Origin of the sequence: Klebsiella sp. 64, assembly GCF_018223915.1 — a bacterium.
Taxonomy (GTDB): domain Bacteria; phylum Pseudomonadota; class Gammaproteobacteria; order Enterobacterales; family Enterobacteriaceae; genus Klebsiella; species Klebsiella pneumoniae.
In genome coordinates, this window is sequence record NZ_JAGRQZ010000018.1 from 51,041 (window position 1) to 72,886 (window position 21,846).

The 21,846-nt window shown below is 59.7% G+C and carries 19 protein-coding genes; 15 read left to right on the forward strand and 4 right to left on the reverse strand.

The features are described 5' to 3' along the window. The first annotated feature begins 56 nt into the window (after positions 1–56). Complete coding sequence (locus KHQ23_RS13620; RefSeq protein WP_015958806.1) at positions 57–893, forward strand: hypothetical protein; 837 nt, start codon at positions 57–59, stop codon at positions 891–893. Between the two features lie 46 nt (positions 894–939). Here KHQ23_RS13620 and suhB read toward each other — a convergent pair whose 3' ends face one another. Continuing rightward, complete coding sequence (gene suhB / locus KHQ23_RS13625) at positions 940–1,743, reverse strand: inositol-1-monophosphatase (protein WP_002913995.1); 804 nt, start codon at positions 1,741–1,743, stop codon at positions 940–942. A 120-nt stretch (positions 1,744–1,863) separates the two neighbouring features. On the opposite strand from suhB, the gene trmJ reads away from it, so the two are divergent. From trmJ to sseB, 11 genes are all read left to right on the forward strand, one after another. Beyond that, on the forward strand, positions 1,864–2,598 hold the full coding sequence (gene trmJ, locus KHQ23_RS13630; protein WP_002913994.1) for a tRNA (cytosine(32)/uridine(32)-2'-O)-methyltransferase TrmJ: 735 nt from the start codon (positions 1,864–1,866) through the stop codon (positions 2,596–2,598). Positions 2,599–2,832: 234 nt separating this feature from the next. Continuing rightward, positions 2,833–3,324: a Fe-S cluster assembly transcriptional regulator IscR gene (iscR, locus tag KHQ23_RS13635; RefSeq protein ID WP_002913993.1), complete on the forward strand. Its 492-nt coding sequence runs from the start codon at positions 2,833–2,835 to the stop codon at positions 3,322–3,324. Between the two features lie 178 nt (positions 3,325–3,502). Next, positions 3,503–4,717, forward strand: a complete 1,215-nt coding sequence (gene iscS, locus KHQ23_RS13640) for a cysteine desulfurase (protein WP_002913992.1) — start codon at positions 3,503–3,505, stop codon at positions 4,715–4,717. A 26-nt stretch (positions 4,718–4,743) separates the two neighbouring features. Then, positions 4,744–5,130 (forward strand): Fe-S cluster assembly scaffold IscU, encoded by a 387-nt coding sequence (gene iscU / locus KHQ23_RS13645; RefSeq protein WP_002913991.1) that lies wholly within the window; start codon positions 4,744–4,746, stop codon positions 5,128–5,130. 17 nt (positions 5,131–5,147) lie between these two features. After that, on the forward strand, positions 5,148–5,471 hold the full coding sequence (iscA, locus tag KHQ23_RS13650) for an iron-sulfur cluster assembly protein IscA (protein WP_002913979.1): 324 nt from the start codon (positions 5,148–5,150) through the stop codon (positions 5,469–5,471). A gap of 74 nt (positions 5,472–5,545) precedes the next feature. Further along, positions 5,546–6,061 carry a co-chaperone HscB gene (hscB, locus tag KHQ23_RS13655; protein ID WP_004174835.1) on the forward strand — a complete coding sequence of 172 codons (516 nt, stop codon included), beginning with the start codon at positions 5,546–5,548 and terminating at the stop codon, positions 6,059–6,061. A 15-nt stretch (positions 6,062–6,076) separates the two neighbouring features. Beyond that, positions 6,077–7,927 carry a Fe-S protein assembly chaperone HscA gene (gene hscA / locus KHQ23_RS13660; protein ID WP_004149343.1) on the forward strand — a complete coding sequence of 617 codons (1,851 nt, stop codon included), beginning with the start codon at positions 6,077–6,079 and terminating at the stop codon, positions 7,925–7,927. A gap of 1 nt (position 7,928) precedes the next feature. Beyond that, the gene (gene fdx / locus KHQ23_RS13665) at positions 7,929–8,264 is read left to right on the forward strand and encodes an ISC system 2Fe-2S type ferredoxin (protein WP_002913956.1); all 336 of its coding nucleotides are present in this window, start codon (positions 7,929–7,931) and stop codon (positions 8,262–8,264) included. 1 nt (position 8,265) lies between these two features. After that, positions 8,266–8,466, forward strand: a complete 201-nt coding sequence (gene iscX, locus KHQ23_RS13670; RefSeq protein WP_002913954.1) for a Fe-S cluster assembly protein IscX — start codon at positions 8,266–8,268, stop codon at positions 8,464–8,466. Positions 8,467–8,536: 70 nt separating this feature from the next. Continuing rightward, a complete protein-coding gene (gene pepB, locus KHQ23_RS13675) occupies positions 8,537–9,823 on the forward strand; it encodes an aminopeptidase PepB (protein ID WP_002913953.1) in 1,287 nt (428 codons plus the stop codon). A gap of 98 nt (positions 9,824–9,921) precedes the next feature. Beyond that, entirely contained in the window at positions 9,922–10,698 is a 777-nt protein-coding gene (gene sseB, locus KHQ23_RS13680) for an enhanced serine sensitivity protein SseB (RefSeq protein WP_002913952.1), read from the forward strand. A 70-nt stretch (positions 10,699–10,768) separates the two neighbouring features. Here the strand turns inward: sseB and KHQ23_RS13685 are convergent, their stop codons facing one another. From KHQ23_RS13685 to sseA, 3 genes are all read right to left on the reverse strand, one after another. Further along, positions 10,769–11,611 carry a hypothetical protein gene (locus KHQ23_RS13685; RefSeq protein ID WP_004174837.1) on the reverse strand — a complete coding sequence of 281 codons (843 nt, stop codon included), beginning with the start codon at positions 11,609–11,611 and terminating at the stop codon, positions 10,769–10,771. Between the two features lie 102 nt (positions 11,612–11,713). After that, the gene (locus KHQ23_RS13690) at positions 11,714–12,364 is read right to left on the reverse strand and encodes a DUF5066 family protein (protein ID WP_004899839.1); all 651 of its coding nucleotides are present in this window, start codon (positions 12,362–12,364) and stop codon (positions 11,714–11,716) included. A 164-nt stretch (positions 12,365–12,528) separates the two neighbouring features. Next, a complete protein-coding gene (sseA, locus tag KHQ23_RS13695) occupies positions 12,529–13,386 on the reverse strand; it encodes a 3-mercaptopyruvate sulfurtransferase (RefSeq protein WP_002913950.1) in 858 nt (285 codons plus the stop codon). 205 nt (positions 13,387–13,591) lie between these two features. Here sseA and KHQ23_RS13700 point away from each other — a divergent pair, with 205 nt between their 5' ends. The 3 genes from KHQ23_RS13700 (at position 13,592) to ndk (ending at position 21,452) form a co-directional block, all read left to right on the forward strand. Next, positions 13,592–18,535 (forward strand): alpha-2-macroglobulin, encoded by a 4,944-nt coding sequence (locus KHQ23_RS13700; protein ID WP_211652652.1) that lies wholly within the window; start codon positions 13,592–13,594, stop codon positions 18,533–18,535. Next, positions 18,536–20,860: a peptidoglycan glycosyltransferase PbpC gene (gene pbpC / locus KHQ23_RS13705; protein WP_023282903.1), complete on the forward strand. Its 2,325-nt coding sequence runs from the start codon at positions 18,536–18,538 to the stop codon at positions 20,858–20,860. Between the two features lie 160 nt (positions 20,861–21,020). After that, positions 21,021–21,452 (forward strand): nucleoside-diphosphate kinase, encoded by a 432-nt coding sequence (gene ndk / locus KHQ23_RS13710; protein ID WP_004144312.1) that lies wholly within the window; start codon positions 21,021–21,023, stop codon positions 21,450–21,452. The last annotated feature ends 394 nt before the right edge of the window (positions 21,453–21,846 follow it).

The following is a 21,846-nucleotide window of genomic DNA, read 5'->3' on the forward strand; positions in this document are numbered from 1 at the left end:
CGCTGGCGAAGCGATGCTCTAGTTTTCCGCTTTTCGGCGGATGACAAGGAGTCGCTATGGCCGCAAATATCGTTTCTCCCGCGCAGAGCGGGCGGTTCTATTATGGCTGCGCCGGCGCCGCCGGGCTGCTGGCGGGCCTGGCGCTCGTATTCTGGTTTCCAGCCCTGGCCAGCTGGTGGCCGTCAGATCTGGTGCGTGTCTACCACGCTATGCCGTATGTTATGCGATTCGGGGTGGCGAGTGTCGCGGATATTCCGCTGGTGGCCTACGCCACCCTAACGCTGTCGGGCTTCGTGCTGGCCTTTTGCCATCCCGGTCACAGTAAACTGCCCATTGTTGCCTGGGCTGTGCATAACCAGCCCTCGCCGCGGGAGATGGTCGACTGGATCCTGCGCAGCTGGGTGTTGCAGTTCGGTTTTCTGGTGATCATTTTCTGGCGTTTCGCGTTTATGGGTAAGCTAAGCAGCGACAGGCTAATGCAGATCGTGGGCATCTTTAACGACGTATGCTATCTGGCCACGCTGGTGCTGGCTGGAATACTGCTGCGCGACGGCTGGCGCGACTTTCAGGGCGTTGCCGCACCGGCAGGCAATATTCGCATTCCGCTGATCTTTGCCCTGAGCTTTTATCTGCCGTTTCAGCTGGTATGGATTTTACTCAGTGCGCAGCAGTATGAGCTGCCTCTGTGGGGATGGCTGCTGCTGGTTCCGGCGATGGTCGGCGTGCTGTTAGCCCGCCTGGCGACGGTAGGGATAGCGCTGTGTTTCCGGCGCTGGCTGGGGACGCAGGGCTGTCTGCGCTGGCGCGGACCGCTGGCCTTATTTAGCGGCCTGACGGTGCTCTGTATTGGCGGCAATGCGGTGATTCGCCAGATCCTCAACATGATAAAATGACATAAAAAAAGGAAGCCGCGGCTTCCTTTTTGACATCAGTAAGAGATTAACGCTTCAGCGCGTCGCTCAGCTGCTCGCGCATGTTCGCCAGCATCGCTTTCACCACGCGCGGGTTACCGGCAACGATGTTGCCCGTCAGCATATAGTTATGACCGCCGGTGAAGTCGCAGACAATCGCGCCAGCTTCACGGGCGATCAGCTCGCCTGCGGCGAAATCCCATGGTTTCAGGGCGATCTCAAAGTAACCGTCAACGCGGCCGGCGGCCACATAGGCCAGATCCAGCGCGGCAGAGCCGGTGCGACGGAAGTCGGCACATTCGGTAAACATGTTGCCGAGAATATTCATGTAGGTGGTGGCGTGCTGCTTCGCTTTGAACGGGAAGCCGGTCGCGATAATGGTGCCGTCGAGGTCGCGAGCGTTGCTGCCGCGCAGACGGTAGCCGTTCAGCTGCGCGCCCTGGCCGCGGGTCGCGGTAAACAGTTCGTTACGCATCGGATCGTAGACCACCGCGACTTCAGTACGCCCTTTGATGCGTACGGCGATGGAAACAGAGAAGTGCGGCAGACGTTTAACGAAGTTGGTGGTGCCATCCAGTGGATCGATAACCCATTGAACATCCTGCTCTTCGCCAGCGTGTTCACCGCTTTCTTCGGTGATAATGGTGTGCTGCGGGTAAGATTTGCGAATGGTTTCGATAATAATCGCTTCGGCGGCTTTATCGACGTTGGTCACAAAATCATTGCTGCCTTTCTGGCTGGTTTCTACGGTGTCTGGCGTTTCGTAGTGTTTGGCAATTAAATTACCCGCCTTGCGCGCGGCGCGCACGGCGATGTTCAGCATCGGATGCATCGGTCTCTCTCACTGGATGTTAAAGAACGGGAAAAAACGGCGCATATAATAGCAGCCAAATCTGCTTATGTCTCCGTTTTATGGTAGCATGCACGAATAATCTTTAGCCGAAGAACCATAATGCTGCAAAATATTCGAATCGTACTGGTAGAAACCTCCCATACCGGCAACATGGGCTCCGTAGCCCGCGCGATGAAAACCATGGGCTTAACTAACCTGTGGCTGGTCAATCCGCTGGTCAAACCCGATTCGCAGGCGATAGCCCTGGCCGCGGGCGCCAGCGACGTGATCGGCAACGCGCAGATTGTCGATACCCTTGATGAAGCGCTGGCAGGCTGTAGCCTGGTGGTTGGCACCAGCGCGCGCTCCCGCACGCTGCCGTGGCCGATGCTCGACCCGCGCGAATGCGGTCTGAAAAGCGTCGCCGAAGGTCAGCATGCGCCGGTGGCGCTGGTCTTTGGCCGCGAGCGCGTTGGTCTGACCAACGATGAACTGCAGAAGTGCCACTATCACGTGGCGATCGCCGCCAACCCGGAGTACAGCTCGCTGAACCTGGCGATGGCGGTGCAGGTTATCGCCTATGAAGTGCGGATGGCCTGGCTGGCGGCGCAGGAGCAAGCGCAGCCGGCGGTTGAGCATGAAGAGGCGCCGTACCCGCTGGTGGACGATCTGGAGCGATTCTACGACCATCTTGAGCAGACGCTGCTGGCGACGGGCTTTATCCGCCCGAATCATCCGGGGCAGGTGATGAACAAGCTGCGTCGTCTGTTCACCCGCGCGCGTCCAGAAAGCCAGGAGTTGAACATCCTGCGCGGCATGCTGGCGTCTATTGAGCAGCAGAATAAAGGTAAGTAACCGCGTTAACGCCGGATGGCGCTTCGCTTATCCGGGCAACGAATCGGGCTCGCCTGGCGCGATGAAGGTATCAGGCTATGCGGAAGTAAAACGGCACGGAAAGCCAAATACCTGACTAAAACAGTCAAGTAAATAGTTGACCAAATTACTCGGGAATGTCAGACTTGGCCCTGCTATGCAATACCCATATTAATAAAAAGCCCGGCCAGGGGCGAGTTTGAGGTTAAGTAAGACATGAGACTGACATCTAAAGGGCGTTATGCCGTGACCGCGATGCTTGACGTTGCGCTCAACTCTGAAACGGGCCCGGTGCCGTTGGCAGATATTTCAGAGCGTCAGGGAATTTCGCTTTCCTATCTGGAACAGCTGTTCTCTCGCCTGCGTAAAAATGGCCTGGTTTCCAGCGTTCGTGGCCCAGGTGGTGGTTATCTGTTAGGTAAAGATGCCGGCAGTATCGCCGTCGGCGAAGTCATTAGCGCCGTGGATGAATCCGTTGACGCCACCCGTTGCCAGGGCAAGGGCGGCTGTCAGGGCGGCGATAAATGCCTGACTCACGCGCTGTGGCGCGACCTGAGCGAGCGCCTGACCGGCTTCCTGAACAATATCACCCTCGGGGAACTGGTGAATAACCAGGAGATCCTCGATGTTTCCGGTCGTCAGCATCAGCACGAAACCCAGCGCAATGCGCGCACCCAGGACGCGATTGACGTTAAACTGCGCGCCTGAGTGACCCGTCCCGTTTCGGGCTGCGGCTGACAGGGCAAGGCGGCGCGAAACGGCGGGACAACGATTATAAAGAGCTTTCAGAATCAGGCCGGGATGCTCCGACATTCCGTGTACTCGGTCGTACATCAAGCCGGTTGCCTGATTCCTTGCATTGAGTGATGTACGGAGTTTAAGAGCAATGAAATTACCGATTTACCTCGATTACTCCGCAACCACGCCGGTGGACCCGCGTGTTGCCGAGAAAATGATGCAGTTCCTGACCATGGACGGGACCTTTGGTAACCCGGCCTCCCGTTCCCACCGTTTTGGCTGGCAGGCTGAAGAGGCGGTTGATATCGCCCGCAATCAGATTGCCGAGCTGGTCGGCGCCGACCCGCGCGAAATCGTCTTTACCTCTGGTGCGACTGAATCCGACAACCTGGCGATCAAGGGTGCAGCCAACTTTTATCAGAAAAAAGGCAAGCACATCATCACCAGCAAAACCGAGCATAAAGCGGTTCTGGATACCTGCCGTCAGCTGGAGCGCGAAGGCTTCGAAGTGACCTACCTGGCGCCGCAGAGCAACGGGATTATCGATCTGAAAGAGCTGGAAGCAGCGATGCGTGACGACACCATCCTGGTTTCCATCATGCATGTGAATAACGAAATCGGCGTGGTGCAGGATATCGCTACCATCGGCGAGATGTGTCGCGCCCGCGGTATCATTTACCACGTAGACGCCACCCAGAGCGTGGGCAAGCTGCCTATCGATCTGAGCCAGCTGAAAGTTGACCTGATGTCCTTCTCCGGTCACAAAATCTACGGTCCGAAAGGCATCGGTGCGCTGTACGTGCGTCGTAAGCCGCGTATTCGTATCGAAGCGCAAATCCACGGCGGCGGCCACGAGCGCGGTATGCGTTCCGGTACTCTGCCTGTTCACCAGATCGTCGGCATGGGTGAAGCTTACCGTATCGCCAAAGAAGAGATGGAAAGCGAGATGGCGCGTCTGCGCACGCTGCGCAACCGTCTGTGGAACGGCGTGAAGGATATGGAAGAAGTGTACCTCAACGGCGACCTCGAGCAGGGCGCGCCGAACATTCTTAACGTCAGCTTCAACTATGTTGAAGGCGAGTCGCTGATTATGGCGCTGAAAGACCTGGCGGTTTCCTCCGGTTCAGCCTGTACTTCCGCGAGCCTTGAGCCATCCTACGTGCTGCGCGCGTTAGGCATGACTGATGAACTGGCGCACAGTTCTATTCGTTTCTCTTTAGGTCGTTTCACTACCGAAGAAGAGATTGACTATGCCATCGATCTGATTCGCAAATCCATTGGCCGTCTGCGCGAGCTTTCTCCGCTGTGGGAAATGTTCAAACAGGGCGTGGATCTGAACAGCATTGAATGGTCACATCACTAATTCGGCACCAATAAGGAGAATTCATCATGGCTTACAGCGAAAAAGTTATCGATCATTACGAGAATCCGCGCAACGTCGGCTCTTTTGACAACAGCGACGAGAACGTCGGCAGCGGCATGGTCGGCGCGCCGGCCTGCGGCGACGTGATGAAGCTGCAGATTAAAGTCAACAATGAAGGTATCATTGAAGACGCGCGCTTCAAGACCTACGGCTGCGGTTCCGCTATCGCTTCCAGCTCCCTGGTTACCGAGTGGGTGAAGGGCAAATCGCTGGACGAAGCGCAGGCGATCAAGAACACCGATATCGCCGATGAACTGGAACTGCCGCCGGTGAAAATCCACTGCTCGATCCTGGCGGAAGACGCGATTAAAGCCGCGATTGCGGATTACAAAAGCAAACGTGAAGCAAAATAATTAGTTGAGGTTTTGTTATGTCGATTACTCTTAGCGACAGTGCAGCAGCGCGAGTCAATGCCTTCCTGGCGAACCGCGGTAAAGGGTTTGGCCTGCGCCTGGGCGTAAGAACCTCCGGCTGCTCGGGTATGGCCTATGTACTGGAGTTTGTTGACGAGCCGGCGGCTGAAGACACCGTGTTTGAAGACAAAGGCGTGAAGGTCGTGATCGACGGCAAAAGTCTGCAATTCCTCGACGGCACTCAGCTGGACTTCGTCAAAGAAGGCCTCAACGAAGGGTTCAAATTCACTAACCCTAACGTCAAAGATGAGTGCGGCTGCGGCGAAAGCTTTAACGTATAATCGGTACTCCTCAACCCCACCGCGGTCACGCCGCGCGTGGGGTTTTAATTTAGATGCATGACCCTGAGGTTACTATGGACTATTTCACCCTCTTCGGGTTACCAGCCAGCTATACCCTCTCGCTTGAACAACTGGCTGTCCGGTATCAGGATCTGCAGCGCCAGTACCATCCGGATAAATTTGCCAGCGCGCCTGCGGCGGAACAGCTTGCGGCGGTTCAGCATTCCGCCACTATAAACCAGGCCTGGCAGACGCTGCGCCATCCGCTGACTCGCGCAGAATATCTCCTTTCGCTGCATGGCTTCGATCTGGCCAGCGAGCAGCATACCGTTCGCGATACCGCGTTCCTGATGGAACAGCTGGAATTGCGCGAAGAGCTGGATGAGATCGGCCAGGCGAAAGACGACGCGCGGCTGGAAGGTTTTATCAAACGGGTGAAAGCGCTGTTTGATACCCGTCAGCAGCTGATGGTTGACCAATTGCATAATGAGAGCTGGGAGGCGGCGGCGGACACGGTTCGTAAGCTCCGTTTCCTCGATAAACTGCGCAGCAGTGCTGAAGAACTCGAAGAAAAACTGCTCGATTTTTAATTTTCGGAAGCAATTATGGCCTTATTACAAATTAGTGAGCCCGGCCTGAGCGCCGCGCCGCACCAGCGTCGTCTGGCGGCCGGTATCGACCTGGGCACCACCAATTCTCTGGTGGCTACCGTGCGTAGCGGCCAGGCCGAGACTCTGCCCGATCATCAAGGCCGCTATCTGCTGCCGTCGGTGGTGAACTACCACGCTTCGGGGCTGACCGTCGGCTATGACGCCCGGCTTAACGCCGCTCAGGATCCTGCCAATACCATCAGCTCCGTGAAGCGGATGATGGGGCGCTCCCTCGCCGATATTCAAAACCGTTACCCGCATCTGCCGTATCAGCTGCAGGCCAGTGAAAACGGCCTGCCGATGATCCAGACGGCCGGCGGCCTGCTGAACCCGATTCGCGTCTCCGCCGATATCCTCAAAGCGCTGGCCGCCCGGGCGACCGAAGCGCTGGCCGGCGAACTCGACGGCGTGGTCATTACCGTTCCCGCTTACTTCGATGACGCTCAGCGCCAGGGAACCAAAGACGCGGCGCGTCTGGCGGGCCTGCACGTGCTGCGCCTGCTCAATGAGCCGACCGCGGCGGCTATTGCCTACGGCCTCGACTCCGGCCAGGAAGGGGTGATTGCGGTCTACGATCTCGGCGGCGGCACCTTTGATATCTCCATTCTGCGTTTAAGCCGCGGGGTGTTTGAAGTGCTGGCCACCGGCGGCGACTCGGCTCTCGGCGGCGATGATTTCGATCACCTGCTGGCTGACTACCTGCGCGAGCAGGCGGGCTTCAGCGACCGCAGCGATAACCGTCTGCAGCGTGAGCTGCTGGATGCCGCCATCGCGGCGAAAATCGCCTTGAGCGATGCCGAGGCAGCGCACGTCGAGGTCGGCGGCTGGCAGGGCGATATCACCCGCAGCCAGTTTAACGATCTGATTGCCCCGCTGGTAAAACGTACCCTGATGGCCTGCCGTCGGGCGCTAAAAGACGCTGGCGTTGAAGCGCAAGAAGTGCTGGAAGTGGTGATGGTCGGCGGTTCGACCCGCGTGCCGCTGGTGCGTGAGCGCGTTGGCGAGTTCTTTGGTCGCACTCCGCTGACCTCCATTGACCCGGACAAAGTTGTCGCCATCGGCGCGGCGATCCAGGCCGATATCCTGGTGGGCAACAAGCCGGACAGCGAACTGCTGCTGCTCGACGTTATCCCGCTGTCGTTAGGCCTGGAAACCATGGGCGGCCTGGTGGAGAAAGTGATCCCGCGTAATACCACCATTCCGGTGGCCCGCGCGCAGGAGTTTACCACCTTCAAAGATGGCCAGACGGCGATGTCCATTCACGTGATGCAGGGCGAGCGTGAGCTGGTCCAGGATTGCCGTTCGCTGGCGCGCTTTGCGCTGCGCGGTATCCCGGCGCTGCCGGCGGGCGGGGCGCATATTCGCGTTACCTTCCAGGTGGATGCCGATGGCCTGCTGAGCGTTACGGCGATGGAAAAATCGACCGGCGTGGAAGCCTCCATCCAGGTGAAACCGTCTTATGGTCTGACCGATGGCGAAATCGCCACCATGATTAAAGATTCGATGAGCTACGCCGAACAGGATATTCAGGCGCGCATGCTGGCTGAACAGAAAGTGGAAGCCGCGCGCGTGCTGGAGAGCCTGACAAGCGCGCTGGCCGCCGACGCCGCGCTGTTAAGCGCCGCGGAGCGTCAGGCCATCGATGCCGCTGCGGAGCAGGTACGCGCCGCCGCGGCAGGCGACGACGCTGACGCGATTAAAGAAGCGATTAAAAATATCGACACACAAACCCAGGAATTCGCCGCTCGCCGTATGGATCAGTCGGTCCGTATCGCGCTGAAAGGCCAATCCGTGGACGAGGTTTAAAATGCCAAAAATTGTATTTCTGCCCCACCAGGACCTGTGTCCGGATGGCATCGTTGTGGAAGCTGAGACCGGTGAAACCATTCTCGATGCCGCGCTGCGTAGCGGTATCGAAATTGAACACGCCTGCGAAAAATCCTGTGCCTGCACCACCTGCCACTGCATCGTGCGTGAAGGTTTTGACTCGCTGGCGGAAAGTAGCGAAGATGAAGACGACATGCTGGATAAAGCCTGGGGGCTGGAACCTGACAGCCGTCTGAGCTGCCAGGCGCGCGTCACCGACGAAGATCTGGTCGTTGAGATCCCGCGTTACACCATCAACCACGCACGCGAGCACTAATATGGCACTGAAATGGACCGACAGTCGCGAAATCGGCGAAGCGCTGTACGACGCTTACCCGGATCTCGACCCGAAAACCGTTCGCTTTACCGACATGCATCAGTGGATTTGCGATTTGGAAGAGTTTGATGATGATCCAAACGCATCCAATGAAAAAATTCTCGAGGCGATTCTGCTAGTCTGGCTAGACGAGGCCGAATAATTTCGCGTTAAGCGAAAACATTTTAACGGGCTGCCATAGGGTGGCCCGTTTGCTAAGAAGGATAATGATAATGACCGAAGCTATGAAGATTACGCTTTCTACTCAGCCAGCCGATGGACGCTGGGGAGAAAAAGCGACCTGGAGCATCAATAACGACGGCATCGCTCTACATCTCAACGGTAAAGACGACCTCGGGCTTATCCAGCGCGCGGCGCGCAAAATTGACGGCATGGGCATCAAGCACGTCGCCCTGAGCGGCGAAGGCTGGAACACCGATCGCGCCTGGGCCTTTTGGGCCGGCTATAAAGGGCCGAAAGGTCAGCGTCAGGTCGAATGGCCATCCCTTGACGACGCGCAGCGCAGCGAGCTGGATAACCGCCTGACGATCATCGACTGGGTGCGCGACACCATCAATGCGCCGGCGGAAGAGCTGGGTCCGGAGCAGCTGGCGCAGCGCGCTGTCGACCTGCTGTGCGGCGTGGCGGGTGAGAAGATAAGCTATCGCATCACCAAAGGCGAAGATCTGCGCGAGCAGGGCTATCTTGGTCTGCATACCGTGGGCCGCGGCTCCGAGCGCCCGCCGGTTCTGCTGGCGCTGGACTATAACCCGACCGGCGATAAAGAGGCGCCGGTATACGCCTGCCTGGTGGGCAAAGGCATCACCTTTGATTCCGGCGGCTACAGCATCAAGCAAAGCGCCTTTATGGATTCGATGAAATCCGATATGGGCGGTGCGGCGACTATCACCGGCGCGCTGGCTTTTGCCATTACCCGTGGGCTGAACAAACGCGTGAAGCTCTACCTGTGCTGCGCCGACAACCTGATCAGCGGTAACGCCTTCAAACTGGGCGATATTATTCATTATCGCAACGGCAAAACCGTTGAAGTTATGAACACTGACGCGGAAGGCCGCCTGGTGCTGGCGGATGGCCTGATTGACGCCTCGGCGCAGAAGCCAGAGCTGATCATCGACGCCGCTACCCTGACCGGCGCGGCGAAAACCGCGTTGGGCAATGATTACCACGCGCTGTTCAGCTTTGACGATGCGCTGGCGAATCGCCTGCTGGCGAGCGCTCAGGCGGAAAACGAAGCCTTCTGGCGTCTGCCGCTGGCCGAGTTCCACCGCAACCAGCTGCCGTCCAACTTTGCTGACCTGAACAACACCGGCAGCGCGGCCTATCCGGCCGGCGCCAGCACCGCGGCGGGCTTCCTGTCCCACTTCGTGGAAAACTACCATCAGGGTTGGCTGCATATCGACTGTTCGGCAACCTACCGCAAATCTGCCGTTGAGCAGTGGTCGGCGGGCGCCACCGGGCTTGGCGTGCGTACCATTGCTAACCTGCTGACAGCTGAGTAATGGCCTTGCCGGGTGGCGCTGCGCTTACCCGGCCAGGAAAACCATATGCCCGCGTGGACGAATGGCCGCCGGGCAATTCATTGTGAAGTAGCCAAACTATGTCAGATACAAAAAATGAATTAGAAACCCTGCTGGAAAAAGCGGCGACTGAGCCTGCCCATCGTCCGGCATTTTTCAGCGCGCTGCTGGAGGCCACCGTCTGGGTGCCGGGCAGGGCAGCCGATGGCGAGCAGATTGTCGAAGATAGCGCGCTGGATCTGCAGCATTGGGAAAAAGACGACGGTACCTCGGTGATCCCATTCTTTACCTCGCTGGAGGCGCTGCAGCAGGCGGTGGCGGATGAACAGGCTTTCGTGATGATGCCGGCCCGCACGCTGATGGCGATGACGCTGGGCGAATCGTTATTCCTCAACCCGAAGCTGCCGAGCGGCAAAGAGTTCACCCCACGGGAAATCAGCCATCTGTTAGGCGAAGAGGGCAGCCCACTGAGCACCCAGACGGTACTGGAAGGCGGCGAAGCGCTGCTGCTGTCTGAAGTCGCCGAACCGCCGGCGCAGATGGTCGATTCGCTGACCACGTTGTTCAAAACGCTGAAGACCGTCAAGCGGGCGTTTCTGTGCTCGATTAAAGAGCGCGCCGACGCGCCGGCAAACTTATTGATCGGGATTGAAGCGGAAGGGGATATTGAAGCCATTATCCAGACCACCGGCAGCGTGGCCACCGATACCTTGCCAGGCGACGAACCGATCGATATTTGCCAGGTGGTGGAAGGCGAGAAGGGCATCAGCCACTTTATGATTGCCCATATCACGCCGTTCTATGAAAAGCGCTGGGGCAGCTTCCTGCGCGATTTTAAGCAGAACCGCATTATCTGACAGCGGGGGCGGCAGCCCCCGCTGTTTCTTTCTGCTTCCAGTTCGAGGCACAAAAGCGGGGTGGCAAAAGCTAATGCAGGGCGGCAAAGATTCGCGGATAGGCAGACACCATGTGATAGAGGAGAAATCCCGTCACGCACAGTGTGACAATGCCGTTGAAGAGCGCCATATCCCCGCGCCAGGCCCGGCACCTCTCTTCGCCCAGCAGAGAACGTAGCGCTGCCACCAGCCCGCCGACCAGCATAAACGCCAGTAACACCCCTGCCATTTGCGCGATAACAATGTACCAGCCCAGCGGCGTATTCACGCCCCGGGCGCTCATCAGCGCGATCTGCGCCGGCAAAATCGTCTGGAACCCGAGGGTAAGTATCATGAGAAGACGCAGGTCCGCCAGCTGAGCGTCGAACGTGCGGGCCAGGCGCCGGGCGTCACGCAGGAGCAGCACCCCTGACGCCACCGCCGCGGCAACGCTGATGTGCTGGAGAATAAAAATGTATAACGCCAGGGTTCCGGATGGGACCCGGGACAAAAAGAACAGATTGCAAAAGACCATGACCAGCAGGCCAAATTTTGTGACCCAGGCACGGAATACCTCGCCGGGCCAGCGCCGGCTTGACGCTGGGTTATGCATCATCCACGCGGCAAGGGTCGACTTACCGTAACCGGGCGCGAGCAGCACCATCAGAAAACCCAGCAGCGCCTGATGGCAATAGGTGACTAACGGAACGTCTTCGAGAGTGACCCCGAGAAAGCGGGTATACACGGAGACTGGCGCAGGCACCAGGCTTAGCCATGTCCGGTTCCATTGCGGCCAAAAATAAAGGATCGCGCCGCCTGCCAGCAGGCCAGCTATACCTCCCAGCCAGGGAAGGCGCGGTGAATAAGCCGAATGTGGGTTAGAGACTAATGCCATTTTCACTCCTTGTGGTGACATCAGGTTACGGATAAAACGCTCCCTCCTGGAGCAGGCCCCGGCGGCGCGCGTTAATCGCGTCATCCGGGGTGAGATGGTGAATTAGTCAGGACAGCCTTCGAGCCTGGCGTAAAGATCCTCATGAATATATTCCAGCTCCAGCAAGGCGCCATCGCGTGCCTCATTGAGGGTCTGCTGATGCTGCCATTCGTCGTGACTCTCCTCGCTGCCGGCAAAGATCCCCTGCAGATATTCAATCAGTGACGATTCTGCCAGCCAGAGATCATTCTCTTTACCCTCGAAGCGGACAACAGGATATTCACCCTGTTCATCACGTTCAGTGACATAGATAAATACCTGCTGATCGCCGGCGTGGCTGATGCGAATCAGGGCAGGAAGACGCGGATCGTCGTTCCAGACGGGCATCAGCTCTTCAAAGTCCAGTCCGGCCATATCAAGACCATTCATGTAATAAGCATCTTCATCCAGCGAGTCGGAAAGCAGGACGCCATGTTCATCAATGGAGTCCACAACCCATTCCAGTACCAGCTGTCCGTGGGGGCTTTTCAGTTGGCAATCGTAGGCCAACAGCGCTTTCAGACTCTCCGGAAGCGCCACGGTTTCGCTATTTTGCGGGTCACGATATTTCCGTACCCGCAGGCGATCCACTTCGTCTACGGGAATCGGTTTCGGAGTGGGATTGCGGTTGTACTTATGTACGACATCCATGAGATCCGGTAATGAAAATGCCATTATTCAATTTCCTTATATAGTGAGTGGCAGTAAAGCGAATACGGCAGGAACAAACCCTGCGGCAGCACAGAGTAACCGGTTTAGCGAGAAGCAGAAGAAAGTGGGAGAGAAAATCAGAAATTATTTAGTGACCGCGGAACGGGAGGCCCGCGGTCACGCTGTGTTTACGGAGCGGCAGGGGCCGGTTCAATCGGCAGATCGCTCCGCGCGCCCCATTCGCTCCAGGAGCCGTCATACAGGCAGACGCCGTTCACGCCAAGCGTGGTGAGCGCCAGCACGACCACCGCCGCCGTCACCCCCGAGCCGCAGCTGGCGATGATCGGCCGTTCAAAATCGACACCCTGACGTAAAAAGATGTCGTTCAGCTCGTCAACGGTTTTCAGTTCGCCGTTAATCACCAGATCCGTCCACGGTACGTTCAGCGCGCCGGGGATATGCCCGCGGCGCAGGCCCGGGCGCGGTTCGTCGGCCTGGCCGTTAAACCGGGCCGCCGGACGGGCATCGACAATCTGCGCCGATCCTTCATGGCTGACCAACAGGACGTCGGTCAGACGCTTAATTTGTTGAGGATCGAACCGCACGTCGAATTCCCCTTCGGCCACTTCCGGCATCCCTTGTTCCAGCGGCAGTTCGTCGCGCCGCCAGCCCTCCAGCCCGCCGGCCAGAATTGACACCTTCTCTACGCCAAAGGTGCGCAGCATCCACCACGCGCGCGGGGCGGAAAACAGATTGCCTTCGTCATAGACCACCAGATGCTTATCGCTGCAGACGCCCAGTTCGCGCATGGCGACGGCAAACGCTTCGGCCCGCGGCATCATATGCGGCAGCGGACTGGTGTGGTCGGATAGCGCCTCAATATCGAAAAACAGCGCGTTCGGCACATGGCCGGCGCGGTATTCCGCGGCCATATCCCGCAGGGCCTCCTGCCCGGCGGGCGCCATGCGGGCGTCGATAATCTGAATTTCCGGGTCATCAATATGTTCTGCCAGCCAGTCGGCAGCGACAAAAAACGAGGTGGACATAGGTGCCTCCGTTTTATTATTCATGACTGAATTGTCGGCGTTTTAGCTGGCGCTGACAAGTTAAGGACGCCAGAGTGGGGACGGCGTCACGGCACTTTTCTGATTAATCGGCAGAAACCCGCTTCGTCACTGTTGAGAAGCGCCGCCATAACGCATAATAAATGTGACAAATTGCATCAGGCTCATCGGCCGAGGGGTTAGAAGGATGAAACCATTTCGTTTAGCGGCGCTATCACTAGCGCTCCTTACCGCATTTTCATTAACCGGGTGTGATGACAGCGGTACACCGCAGGCCTCGGCCCCGGCGCCAGCCGCGGATAGCAACCCAGGCGCGACGGCAAAACCGGACCGCGCCCAGCTGGCGGCGCTGGCGGAAAAAAGCCAGGGTAAAGCGCTGACGCTCCTCGACGCCTCGGAGGTGCAACTGGATGGCGCCGCGACCCTGGTGCTGACGTTTTCCGTCCCGCTGCAGCCGGACCAGGATTTCTCCCGCAGCGTGCATCTGGTCGACAAGAAAAGCGGTAAGGTGGACGGTGCCTGGGAGCTGGCGCCGAATCTGAAAGAGCTGCGTCTGCGTCACCTTGAGCCAAAGCGCGAGCTGATTGTCTCGGTCGACCCGACGCTGACCGCCCTGAACAAGGCGACGCTCGACAAACCGTTTGAGAAGACCCTGACCACCCGCGATATCGCACCGAGCGTTGGGTTTGCCAGCCGCGGCTCGCTGCTGCCGGGCAACGTGGTCGCCGGGCTGCCGGTGATGGCGCTGAACGTCGATAATGTCGACGTTAATTTCTTCCGCATTAAGCCGGAATCGCTCTCCGCCTTTGTCAGTCAGTGGGAATACCGTAACTCGTTAAGCAACTGGGAATCTGATGAACTGCTGAAGATGGCGGATCTGGTCTACAGCGGCCGCTTCGATCTCAACCCGGCGCGTAATACTCGCGAAAAGCTGCTGCTGCCGCTGAGCGACATCAAGCCGCTCCAGCAGCCTGGCGTCTACGTGGCGGTCATGAACCCGGCGGGCCGTTATAGCTACAGCAACGCGGCGACGCTGTTTACCCTCAGCGATATCGGCGTCTCGGCGCATCGCTACCATAACCGGCTGGACGTTTTTACCCAGAGTCTGGAAAACGGCGCCGCCCAGTCGGGCATTGAGGTGCAGTTGCTCAATGCCAAAGGGCAGACCCTGGCGGAAGCGAAAAGCGACAGCCAGGGCCACGTCACCCTGCAAACCGATAAAGAAGCCGCGCTGCTGCTGGCGCGCAAAGAGGGGCAGACCACGCTGCTCGACCTCAAGCTGCCGGCGCTGGATCTGGCGGAATTCTCTATCGCAGGCGCGCCCGGCTTTAGCAAACAGTTCTTTATGTTTGGCCCGCGCGATCTCTATCGTCCCGGCGAAACGGTGATCCTTAATGCGCTGTTGCGCGATAGCGACGGCAAGCCGCTGGCGGAGCAGCCGGTGAAACTCGAGGTGGTTCAGCCGGACGGCCAGGTGATCCGCTCGGTGATGAGCAAACCAGTGAATGGCCTGTACCAGTTTACTTATCCGCTCGACAGCGGCGCGGCTACCGGCATGTGGCACATTCGCGCCAGCGCCGGCGACAATCAGCCGCGCGAATGGGATTTCCACGTTGAAGACTTTATGCCGGAACGCATGGCCCTGAACCTGACGCCGCAGGCCGCGCCAGTCGCGCCGGATGCCGACGTCACCTTTGGCGTTAGCGGCGCTTATCTCTACGGCGCGCCGGCCAGCGGCAACCAGCTGCAGGGCAAGCTGTTCCTGCGCCCGCTGCGCGACGCCGTCGCTGCGCTGCCGGGCTTCCAGTTCGGCGATATTGCGGAAGAAAACCTCTCCCGTAGTCTGGATGAAGTCCAGCTGACGCTGGACGAAAAAGGCCATGGCGAAGTGACCACCTCAAGCCAGTGGCAGGATAGCCATTCGCCGCTGCAGGTGGTGTTGCAGGCCAGCCTGCTGGAATCCGGCGGTCGCCCGGTGACCCGTACGGTTAAGCAGCCGATCTGGCCCGCCGAGGCGCTGCCGGGGATCCGCCCGCAATTTACGCTGAAGGACGTTTACGATTACCGCACCGATACCACCGTCAAACAGCCGGTGGTGGATGAAAACAGTAACGCCGCGTTTGATATCGTCTATGCCGACGTCAAAGGCGAGAAAAAAGCGATCTCCGGTCTCCAGGTGCGGCTGATCCGCGAGCGGCGCGACTACTACTGGAACTGGTCCGACAGCGAAGGTTGGCAGTCGCAGTTCGATCAAAAAGATCTGCAGGAGGGCGAGGAGTCGCTGGACCTGCAGGCCGGCCAGATCGGCAAAGTGAGCTTCCCGGTGGAGTGGGGATCCTATCGCCTGGAGGTGAAAGGACCGGACGACGTGGTCAGCAGCGTGCGCTTCTGGGCGGGCTGGCAGGATAACAGCGAAGGCGCCGGCGCGGCGCGTCCTGACCGGGTCACCATGAAGCTGGATAAACCGAGCTATAAACCGGGCGACACCATCAGGCTGCACATCGCCGCCCCGGCGGCGGGTAAAGGCTACGCAATGGTGGAATCCAGCGAAGGGCCGCTGTGGTGGCAGGAAATTGACGTCCCGGCGGAGGGGATGGACCTGTCGATCCCGGTGGATAAAACCTGGAATCGCCACGACCTCTACCTCAGCACGCTGGTGGTTCGTCCCGGCGATAAATCGCGCTCGGCAACGCCGAAACGCGCGGTGGGCCTGCTGCATCTGCCGCTGGGCGATGAAAACCGTCGCCTGACGCTGGCGCTGGAGGCCCCGGACAAAATGCGCCCCAACCAGCCGCTGACGGTGAAAGTGAAAGCCAGCGTCAAAGAGGGCGAGGCGCCGAAACAGGTCAATGTCCTGCTCTCGGCGGTGGATAGCGGGGTACTGAATATCACCGATTACGCTACCCCGGATCCGTGGAACGCCTTCTTTGGCCAGAAGCGTTACGGCGCAGATATCTATGACATCTACGGCCAGGTGATCGAAGGGCAGGGACGTGTGGCCAGCCTGCGCTTCGGCGGCGATGGCGACGAGTTAAAACGCGGCGGCAAACCGCCGGTCAACCACGTGACGATCGTCGCCCAGCAGGCGCAGCCGGTGGTATTGAACGATCAGGGCGAAGGCACGGTGACGTTACCCATTGGCGATTTTAACGGCGAGCTGCGGGTGATGGCCCAGGCGTGGACGGCGGATGACTTCGGCAGCAGCGAAGATAAAGTGGTGGTGGCCGCCCCGGTCATCGCCGAGCTGAACACCCCGCGCTTCCTCGCCAGCGGCGATACTACGCGTCTGGCGCTGGATCTCAGCAATCTGACCGATAAACCGCAAACCCTGCAGGTTCATCTTACCGCCAGCGGGCTGGTGACCTTGACCGAGGGCCAACTGCCGCCGGTGCAACTGGCGCCGGGGGCGCGCAGCACGCTGTTTATACCAGTGAGCGCGCTGGCGGGCTTCGGCGATGGTCAGGTTAATGCCACCATCAGCGGCCTGAGCCTGCCGGGCGAAACCTTCGCCCCGCTGCAAAAACAGTGGAAAATCGGCGTGCGTCCGGCGTACCCGGCACAGACCGTCAACAGCGGCGCAGTGCTGCAGCCAGGTGAAAGCTGGCAGCCGCCGGCGGCGCAGAGCCAGGGCTTTGCCCCGCAAACGCTGCAGGGCCAACTGCTGCTCAGCGGTAAACCACCGTTGAATCTCGCCCGCTATATCCGCGAGCTGAAAGCCTATCCTTACGGCTGCCTTGAGCAGACCGCCAGCGGCCTGTTCCCGTCCCTGTATACCAGCGCGGCGCAGCTAAAGGCGCTGGGCATTAGCGGGGACAGCGACGAAAAACGCCGCGCGGCCATCGATGTCGGTATTTCACGCCTGCTGCAGATGCAGCTGGAAAACGGCGGCTTTGCGCTATGGGATAGAGAGGGGCCGGAAGAGTACTGGCTGACCGCCTACGCCATGGACTTCCTCGTGCGCGCCAGCGAGCAGGGCTATAGCGTACCGGTCAACGCCATTAATAAAGGCAACGAGCGCCTGCTGCGCTATCTGCAGGAGCCGGGCCTGATGACCGTGCGCTACAGCGACGACGCCCAGGCTAGCCGCTTTGCCGCTCAGGCCTATGCCGCGCTGGTGCTGGCGCGTCAGCAAAAAGCGCCGCTCGGCGCCTTGCGTGAAATCTGGAGCCGTCACGACCAGGCGCGATCCGGCTTGCCGCTGCTGCAGCTCGGCATTGCGCTGAAAACTATGGGCGATGCGCCGCGCGGCGACGCCGCCCTGAAGCTGGCGGTTGCCACCCCGCGCCAGGATGAGAATCGTTGGCTGGGCGATTACGGTAGCCCGCTGCGCGACAACGCCCTGAAACTGGCGCTGCTGGAAGAGAATAAGCTGCTGCCGGAGGTGCAAAATCAGCTGTTGAGCACGCTGTCGGAAGAGGCCTATGGCCAGCGCTGGCTGTCGACCCAGGAAACCAACGCCTTGTTCCTTGCCGGACGTACGCTGGCGGACCTGCCGGGCAGCTGGCAGGCGAAAACCTCGCTGCAGGCGGAGCCGCTGGCCGGCGACAAAGCGCAAACCCGCAACCTCGACGGCGATCGGCTGGCGGCGCTGCAGGTGAGTAATACCGGCAGTCAGCCGTTGTGGCTGCGTCTCGACAGCAGCGGCTATCCACAAAGCGCGCCGCAGCCGGGCGGTAACGTCCTGGGGATTGAACGCACTATTTTCGATACCCAGGGGCAGCAGAAATCGCTGTCTTCACTGCGCAGCGGCGAACTGGTGCTCGTCAAGCTGGAGGTGACCGCCAAACGCAACGTGCCTGACGCGCTGGTGGTTGATCTGTTGCCAGCCGGTCTGGAGCTGGAAAACCAGAATCTGGCCAACAGCAGCGCCAGCCTGCAGGAGAATGGCGACGCGGTGCAAAACCTGCTTAACCAGATGCAGCAGGCGGATATTCAGCATATCGAGTTCCGCGATGACCGTTTCGTCGCCGCCGTCGCTGTCAATGAAGGCCAGCCGGTGACGCTGGTCTATCTGGCGCGGGCGGTGACGCCGGGCACTTATCAGGTCCCGCAGCCGCAGGTGGAATCGATGTATGCGCCGCAGTGGCGGGCGACAGGAGCGGCCAGCGGTCCGCTCACCGTGACGCCGTAAATGCGCGTATTGCCTCGGGTAAAACGCCGCTGGCGCTGGCTGGCGGCGTTTATTTTTCTGCTGTGGCTGGCGGTGCTGGCGGCCGATCGCCTGTGGCCGCTGCCGCTGCATGACGTCACGCCTGCCCGTGTGGTGGTGGCGGAAGACGGGACGCCGCTGTGGCGGTTTGCCGACGCGCAGGGCGTCTGGCGTTATCCGGTCACGCTCGCCGACGTGTCGCCGCGCTATCTGCAGGCGCTCATCCAGTATGAAGACCGCTGGTTCTGGCGCCATCCGGGGGTCAATCCCTTCGCGGTGCTGCGCGCCGCCTGGCAGGATCTTACTTCCGGGCGAGTTATCTCGGGCGGCAGCACGCTTACCATGCAGGTGGCACGCCTGCTTGATCCCCATCCACGCACCTTCGGCGGCAAGCTGCGCCAGCTGTGGCGAGCGCTGCAGCTGGAGTGGCATCTGTCAAAAAGCGACATTCTAACCCTCTATTTGAACCGCGCGCCGTTTGGCGGCACCCTGCAGGGGATCGGCGCGGCCAGCTGGGCCTATCTCGGTAAGCCGCCTGCCAGGCTTAGCTACGGCGAGGCGGCGCTGCTGGCGGTACTTCCCCAGGCGCCCAGTCGTTTACGTCCGGACCGCTGGCCGCAGCGGGCCCAGGCGGCGCGTGATAAAGTGCTTACGCGAATGGTCAGCCAGGGCGTCTGGCCGGAGCAGGCGGTAAAGGAAGCGATGGAGGAGCCAGTATGGCTGTTTCCGCGCCAGATGCCGCAGCTGGCGCCGCTTTTTTCACGCCGGGCGCTGGCGACCAGTCGTGATGAAAAGGTGGTGACGACTCTGGATGCCGGACTGCAGCGGCAACTGGAAGATCTGGCGCTGAACTGGAAATCGCGCCTGCCGCCGCGCAGTTCGCTGGCGATGGTCGTCGTCGACCACACGGATATGAAAGTTCGCGGCTGGGTAGGCTCGGCGGATATCACCGACGACAGCCGCTTCGGCCATATTGATATGGTCTCGGCGGTACGCTCGCCGGGGTCGGTGCTGAAACCCTTTATCTACGCGATGGCGATGGATGAGGGGCTGATTCACCCGGCATCGCTATTACAGGATGTGCCACGGCGTTTTAGCGATTATCGCCCCGGTAATTTCGACAGCGGGTTTCATGGCCCGGTGAGCGCCAGCGAGGCGCTGGTGCGTTCGTTGAATCTGCCGGCGGTGCAGGTGCTCGAAGCCTATGGACCAAAACGCTTTGCGGCTAATTTACGCAACGCCGGGCTGCCCCTGACACTGCCCGCTGGCGCAGAGCCGAATCTGTCGCTAATCCTCGGCGGCGCCGGGGCGCGGCTGGAAGATATTGTCGCGGCGTACAGCGCCTTCGCTCGCCATGGCAAGGCGGCGCGGCTGCGCCTGAAGCCGAGCGATCCATTGACCGAGCGCGCGCTGATGTCGCCCGGGGCGGCATGGATCGTCCGGCGTATTTTGGCCGGCGAAGCGCAACCGGTTCCCGATGCCTCGCTGCCGCAGGCGGTGCCGCTGGCGTGGAAAACCGGCACCAGCTACGGCTATCGCGACGCGTGGGCGGTCGGCCTCAATGCGCGATATCTGATAGGTATCTGGACCGGGCGCCCGGACGGTACGCCGGTGGTGGGCCAGTTTGGCTTCGCCAGCGCCGTGCCGCTGCTCAACCAGGTCAATAATCTGCTGCTGGCCCGCCCGGCGATGAGCCGCGGCGGGCTGCCGAGCGATCCGCGCCCGGCAACGGTCAGCCAGGGGACAATCTGCTGGCCTGGCGGGCAGGATCTGCCGGCGGGCGACAGCAACTGTCGTCGTCGCCTGGCCAGCTGGCTTTTGGATGCCAGCCAGCCGCCGACTCTGCTGCTGCCGGGGCAGGAGAGCGTACGCGGGATCCGCTTCCCGGTGTGGCGCAATGAACACGGCGAACGGGTGGCGGCGGATTGTCCCGGCGCTCGGGAAAGCCAGGTCGAAGTCTGGCCGCTGCCGCTGGATCCCTGGCTGCCGGCCAGCGAAAGGCGGCGCGCGCGCCTGGGACCGGCATCGGAGTCATGCCCGCCGTTACAGACTCAGGATACCGCGCCGCTGGTGCTGTCCGGCATCCGTGATGGGGCAGTGATAAAACGTCTCCCGGGTGAGGCGCGGGTGATGTTGCCGCTACAAACCAGCGGTGGGGAGGGGCGGCGCTGGTGGTTTATTAATGGCGAACCGTTAGAGGCCGCCGGCGCAAGAACCACGCTAACGCTGGATAAACCCGGCGAGTGGCAGTTGGTGGTGATGGATGAAGCGGGCCAGACGGCAGCCGCCAGCTTTACCCTGCAATAACCAGGGTAAATTTGTTGTTGGCGGTTTGTGTTTTCAATACTCATCTTATTTTAACAAAATGTTACCTTCATCCGTAGGCAGGGGCGGGGATGCTCATTATAATGCGCGCCAGGCCATACAATCGTATGTGCAACAACAGAACATTTAATTAGAGGTAATCATGGCTATTGAACGTACTTTTTCCATCATCAAACCAAACGCGGTGGCAAAAAACGTTATTGGCAGCATCTTTTCCCGCTTTGAAGCTGCAGGGTTCAAAATCGTCGGCACCAAAATGCTGCACCTGACCGTTGAACAGGCTCGTGGTTTCTATGCTGAGCACGAAGGTCGCCCGTTCTTCGACGGTCTGGTTGAGTTCATGACCTCCGGCCCGATCGTGGTTTCCGTTCTGGAAGGCGAAAATGCGGTACAGCGTCACCGTGACCTGCTGGGCGCCACCAATCCGGCAAACGCCCTGGCGGGTACCCTGCGCGCTGACTACGCTGACAGCTTCACCGAGAACGGCACCCACGGTTCCGACTCTGTAGAATCCGCTGCCCGCGAAATCGCGTTCTTCTTTGCTGAAGGCGAGGTTTGCCCGCGCACTCGCTAATCTCCTGCGTCTTTCATGCCACAGCATTGTTGGCTTCCTTCGCGCACCCCGGTCACATAGTTATCTATGCTCCCGGGGATTTGCGAACTCGCCGTCTCGCTGTGACCTGAAATACTTTGGAGATACAAACCTCGTCTTTTCGACCGTCGCGGCGTTGGCTGCGCGCGTTCACCCCGGTCACATAGTTATCTATGCTCCCGGGGATTAATGAGAGGCTCCTGCCTCTCACCGGAGGCCAGCCTACGGCTGGTCAAATTCGTTCCCGACGAATTTGTCACTTGCTTGCCGCCTTGCGACAATCGAAAAGCCTTAGAGGATTGAGCAGTCAGTTACAGATTTTTTTTCATTGCTTTGTGCAAACGTGGCAATGATGCGCCAGAATTTGTAGAATATA

Bases quoted from the DNA above. Each gene is read 5' to 3' on its own strand.
- KHQ23_RS13620 (WP_015958806.1), top strand. From the start codon at position 57: ATGGCCGCAAATATCGTTTCTCCCGCGCAGAGCGGGCGGTTCTATTAT.
- suhB (WP_002913995.1), bottom strand. From the start codon at position 1,743: ATGCATCCGATGCTGAACATCGCCGTGCGCGCCGCGCGCAAGGCGGGT.
- trmJ (WP_002913994.1), top strand. From the start codon at position 1,864: ATGCTGCAAAATATTCGAATCGTACTGGTAGAAACCTCCCATACCGGC.
- iscR (WP_002913993.1), top strand. From the start codon at position 2,833: ATGAGACTGACATCTAAAGGGCGTTATGCCGTGACCGCGATGCTTGAC.
- iscS (WP_002913992.1), top strand. From the start codon at position 3,503: ATGAAATTACCGATTTACCTCGATTACTCCGCAACCACGCCGGTGGAC.
- iscU (WP_002913991.1), top strand. From the start codon at position 4,744: ATGGCTTACAGCGAAAAAGTTATCGATCATTACGAGAATCCGCGCAAC.
- iscA (WP_002913979.1), top strand. From the start codon at position 5,148: ATGTCGATTACTCTTAGCGACAGTGCAGCAGCGCGAGTCAATGCCTTC.
- hscB (WP_004174835.1), top strand. From the start codon at position 5,546: ATGGACTATTTCACCCTCTTCGGGTTACCAGCCAGCTATACCCTCTCG.
- hscA (WP_004149343.1), top strand. From the start codon at position 6,077: ATGGCCTTATTACAAATTAGTGAGCCCGGCCTGAGCGCCGCGCCGCAC.
- fdx (WP_002913956.1), top strand. From the start codon at position 7,929: ATGCCAAAAATTGTATTTCTGCCCCACCAGGACCTGTGTCCGGATGGC.
- iscX (WP_002913954.1), top strand. From the start codon at position 8,266: ATGGCACTGAAATGGACCGACAGTCGCGAAATCGGCGAAGCGCTGTAC.
- pepB (WP_002913953.1), top strand. From the start codon at position 8,537: ATGACCGAAGCTATGAAGATTACGCTTTCTACTCAGCCAGCCGATGGA.
- sseB (WP_002913952.1), top strand. From the start codon at position 9,922: ATGTCAGATACAAAAAATGAATTAGAAACCCTGCTGGAAAAAGCGGCG.
- KHQ23_RS13685 (WP_004174837.1), bottom strand. From the start codon at position 11,611: ATGGCATTAGTCTCTAACCCACATTCGGCTTATTCACCGCGCCTTCCC.
- KHQ23_RS13690 (WP_004899839.1), bottom strand. From the start codon at position 12,364: ATGGCATTTTCATTACCGGATCTCATGGATGTCGTACATAAGTACAAC.
- sseA (WP_002913950.1), bottom strand. From the start codon at position 13,386: ATGTCCACCTCGTTTTTTGTCGCTGCCGACTGGCTGGCAGAACATATT.
- KHQ23_RS13700 (WP_211652652.1), top strand. From the start codon at position 13,592: ATGAAACCATTTCGTTTAGCGGCGCTATCACTAGCGCTCCTTACCGCA.
- pbpC (WP_023282903.1), top strand. From the start codon at position 18,536: ATGCGCGTATTGCCTCGGGTAAAACGCCGCTGGCGCTGGCTGGCGGCG.
- ndk (WP_004144312.1), top strand. From the start codon at position 21,021: ATGGCTATTGAACGTACTTTTTCCATCATCAAACCAAACGCGGTGGCA.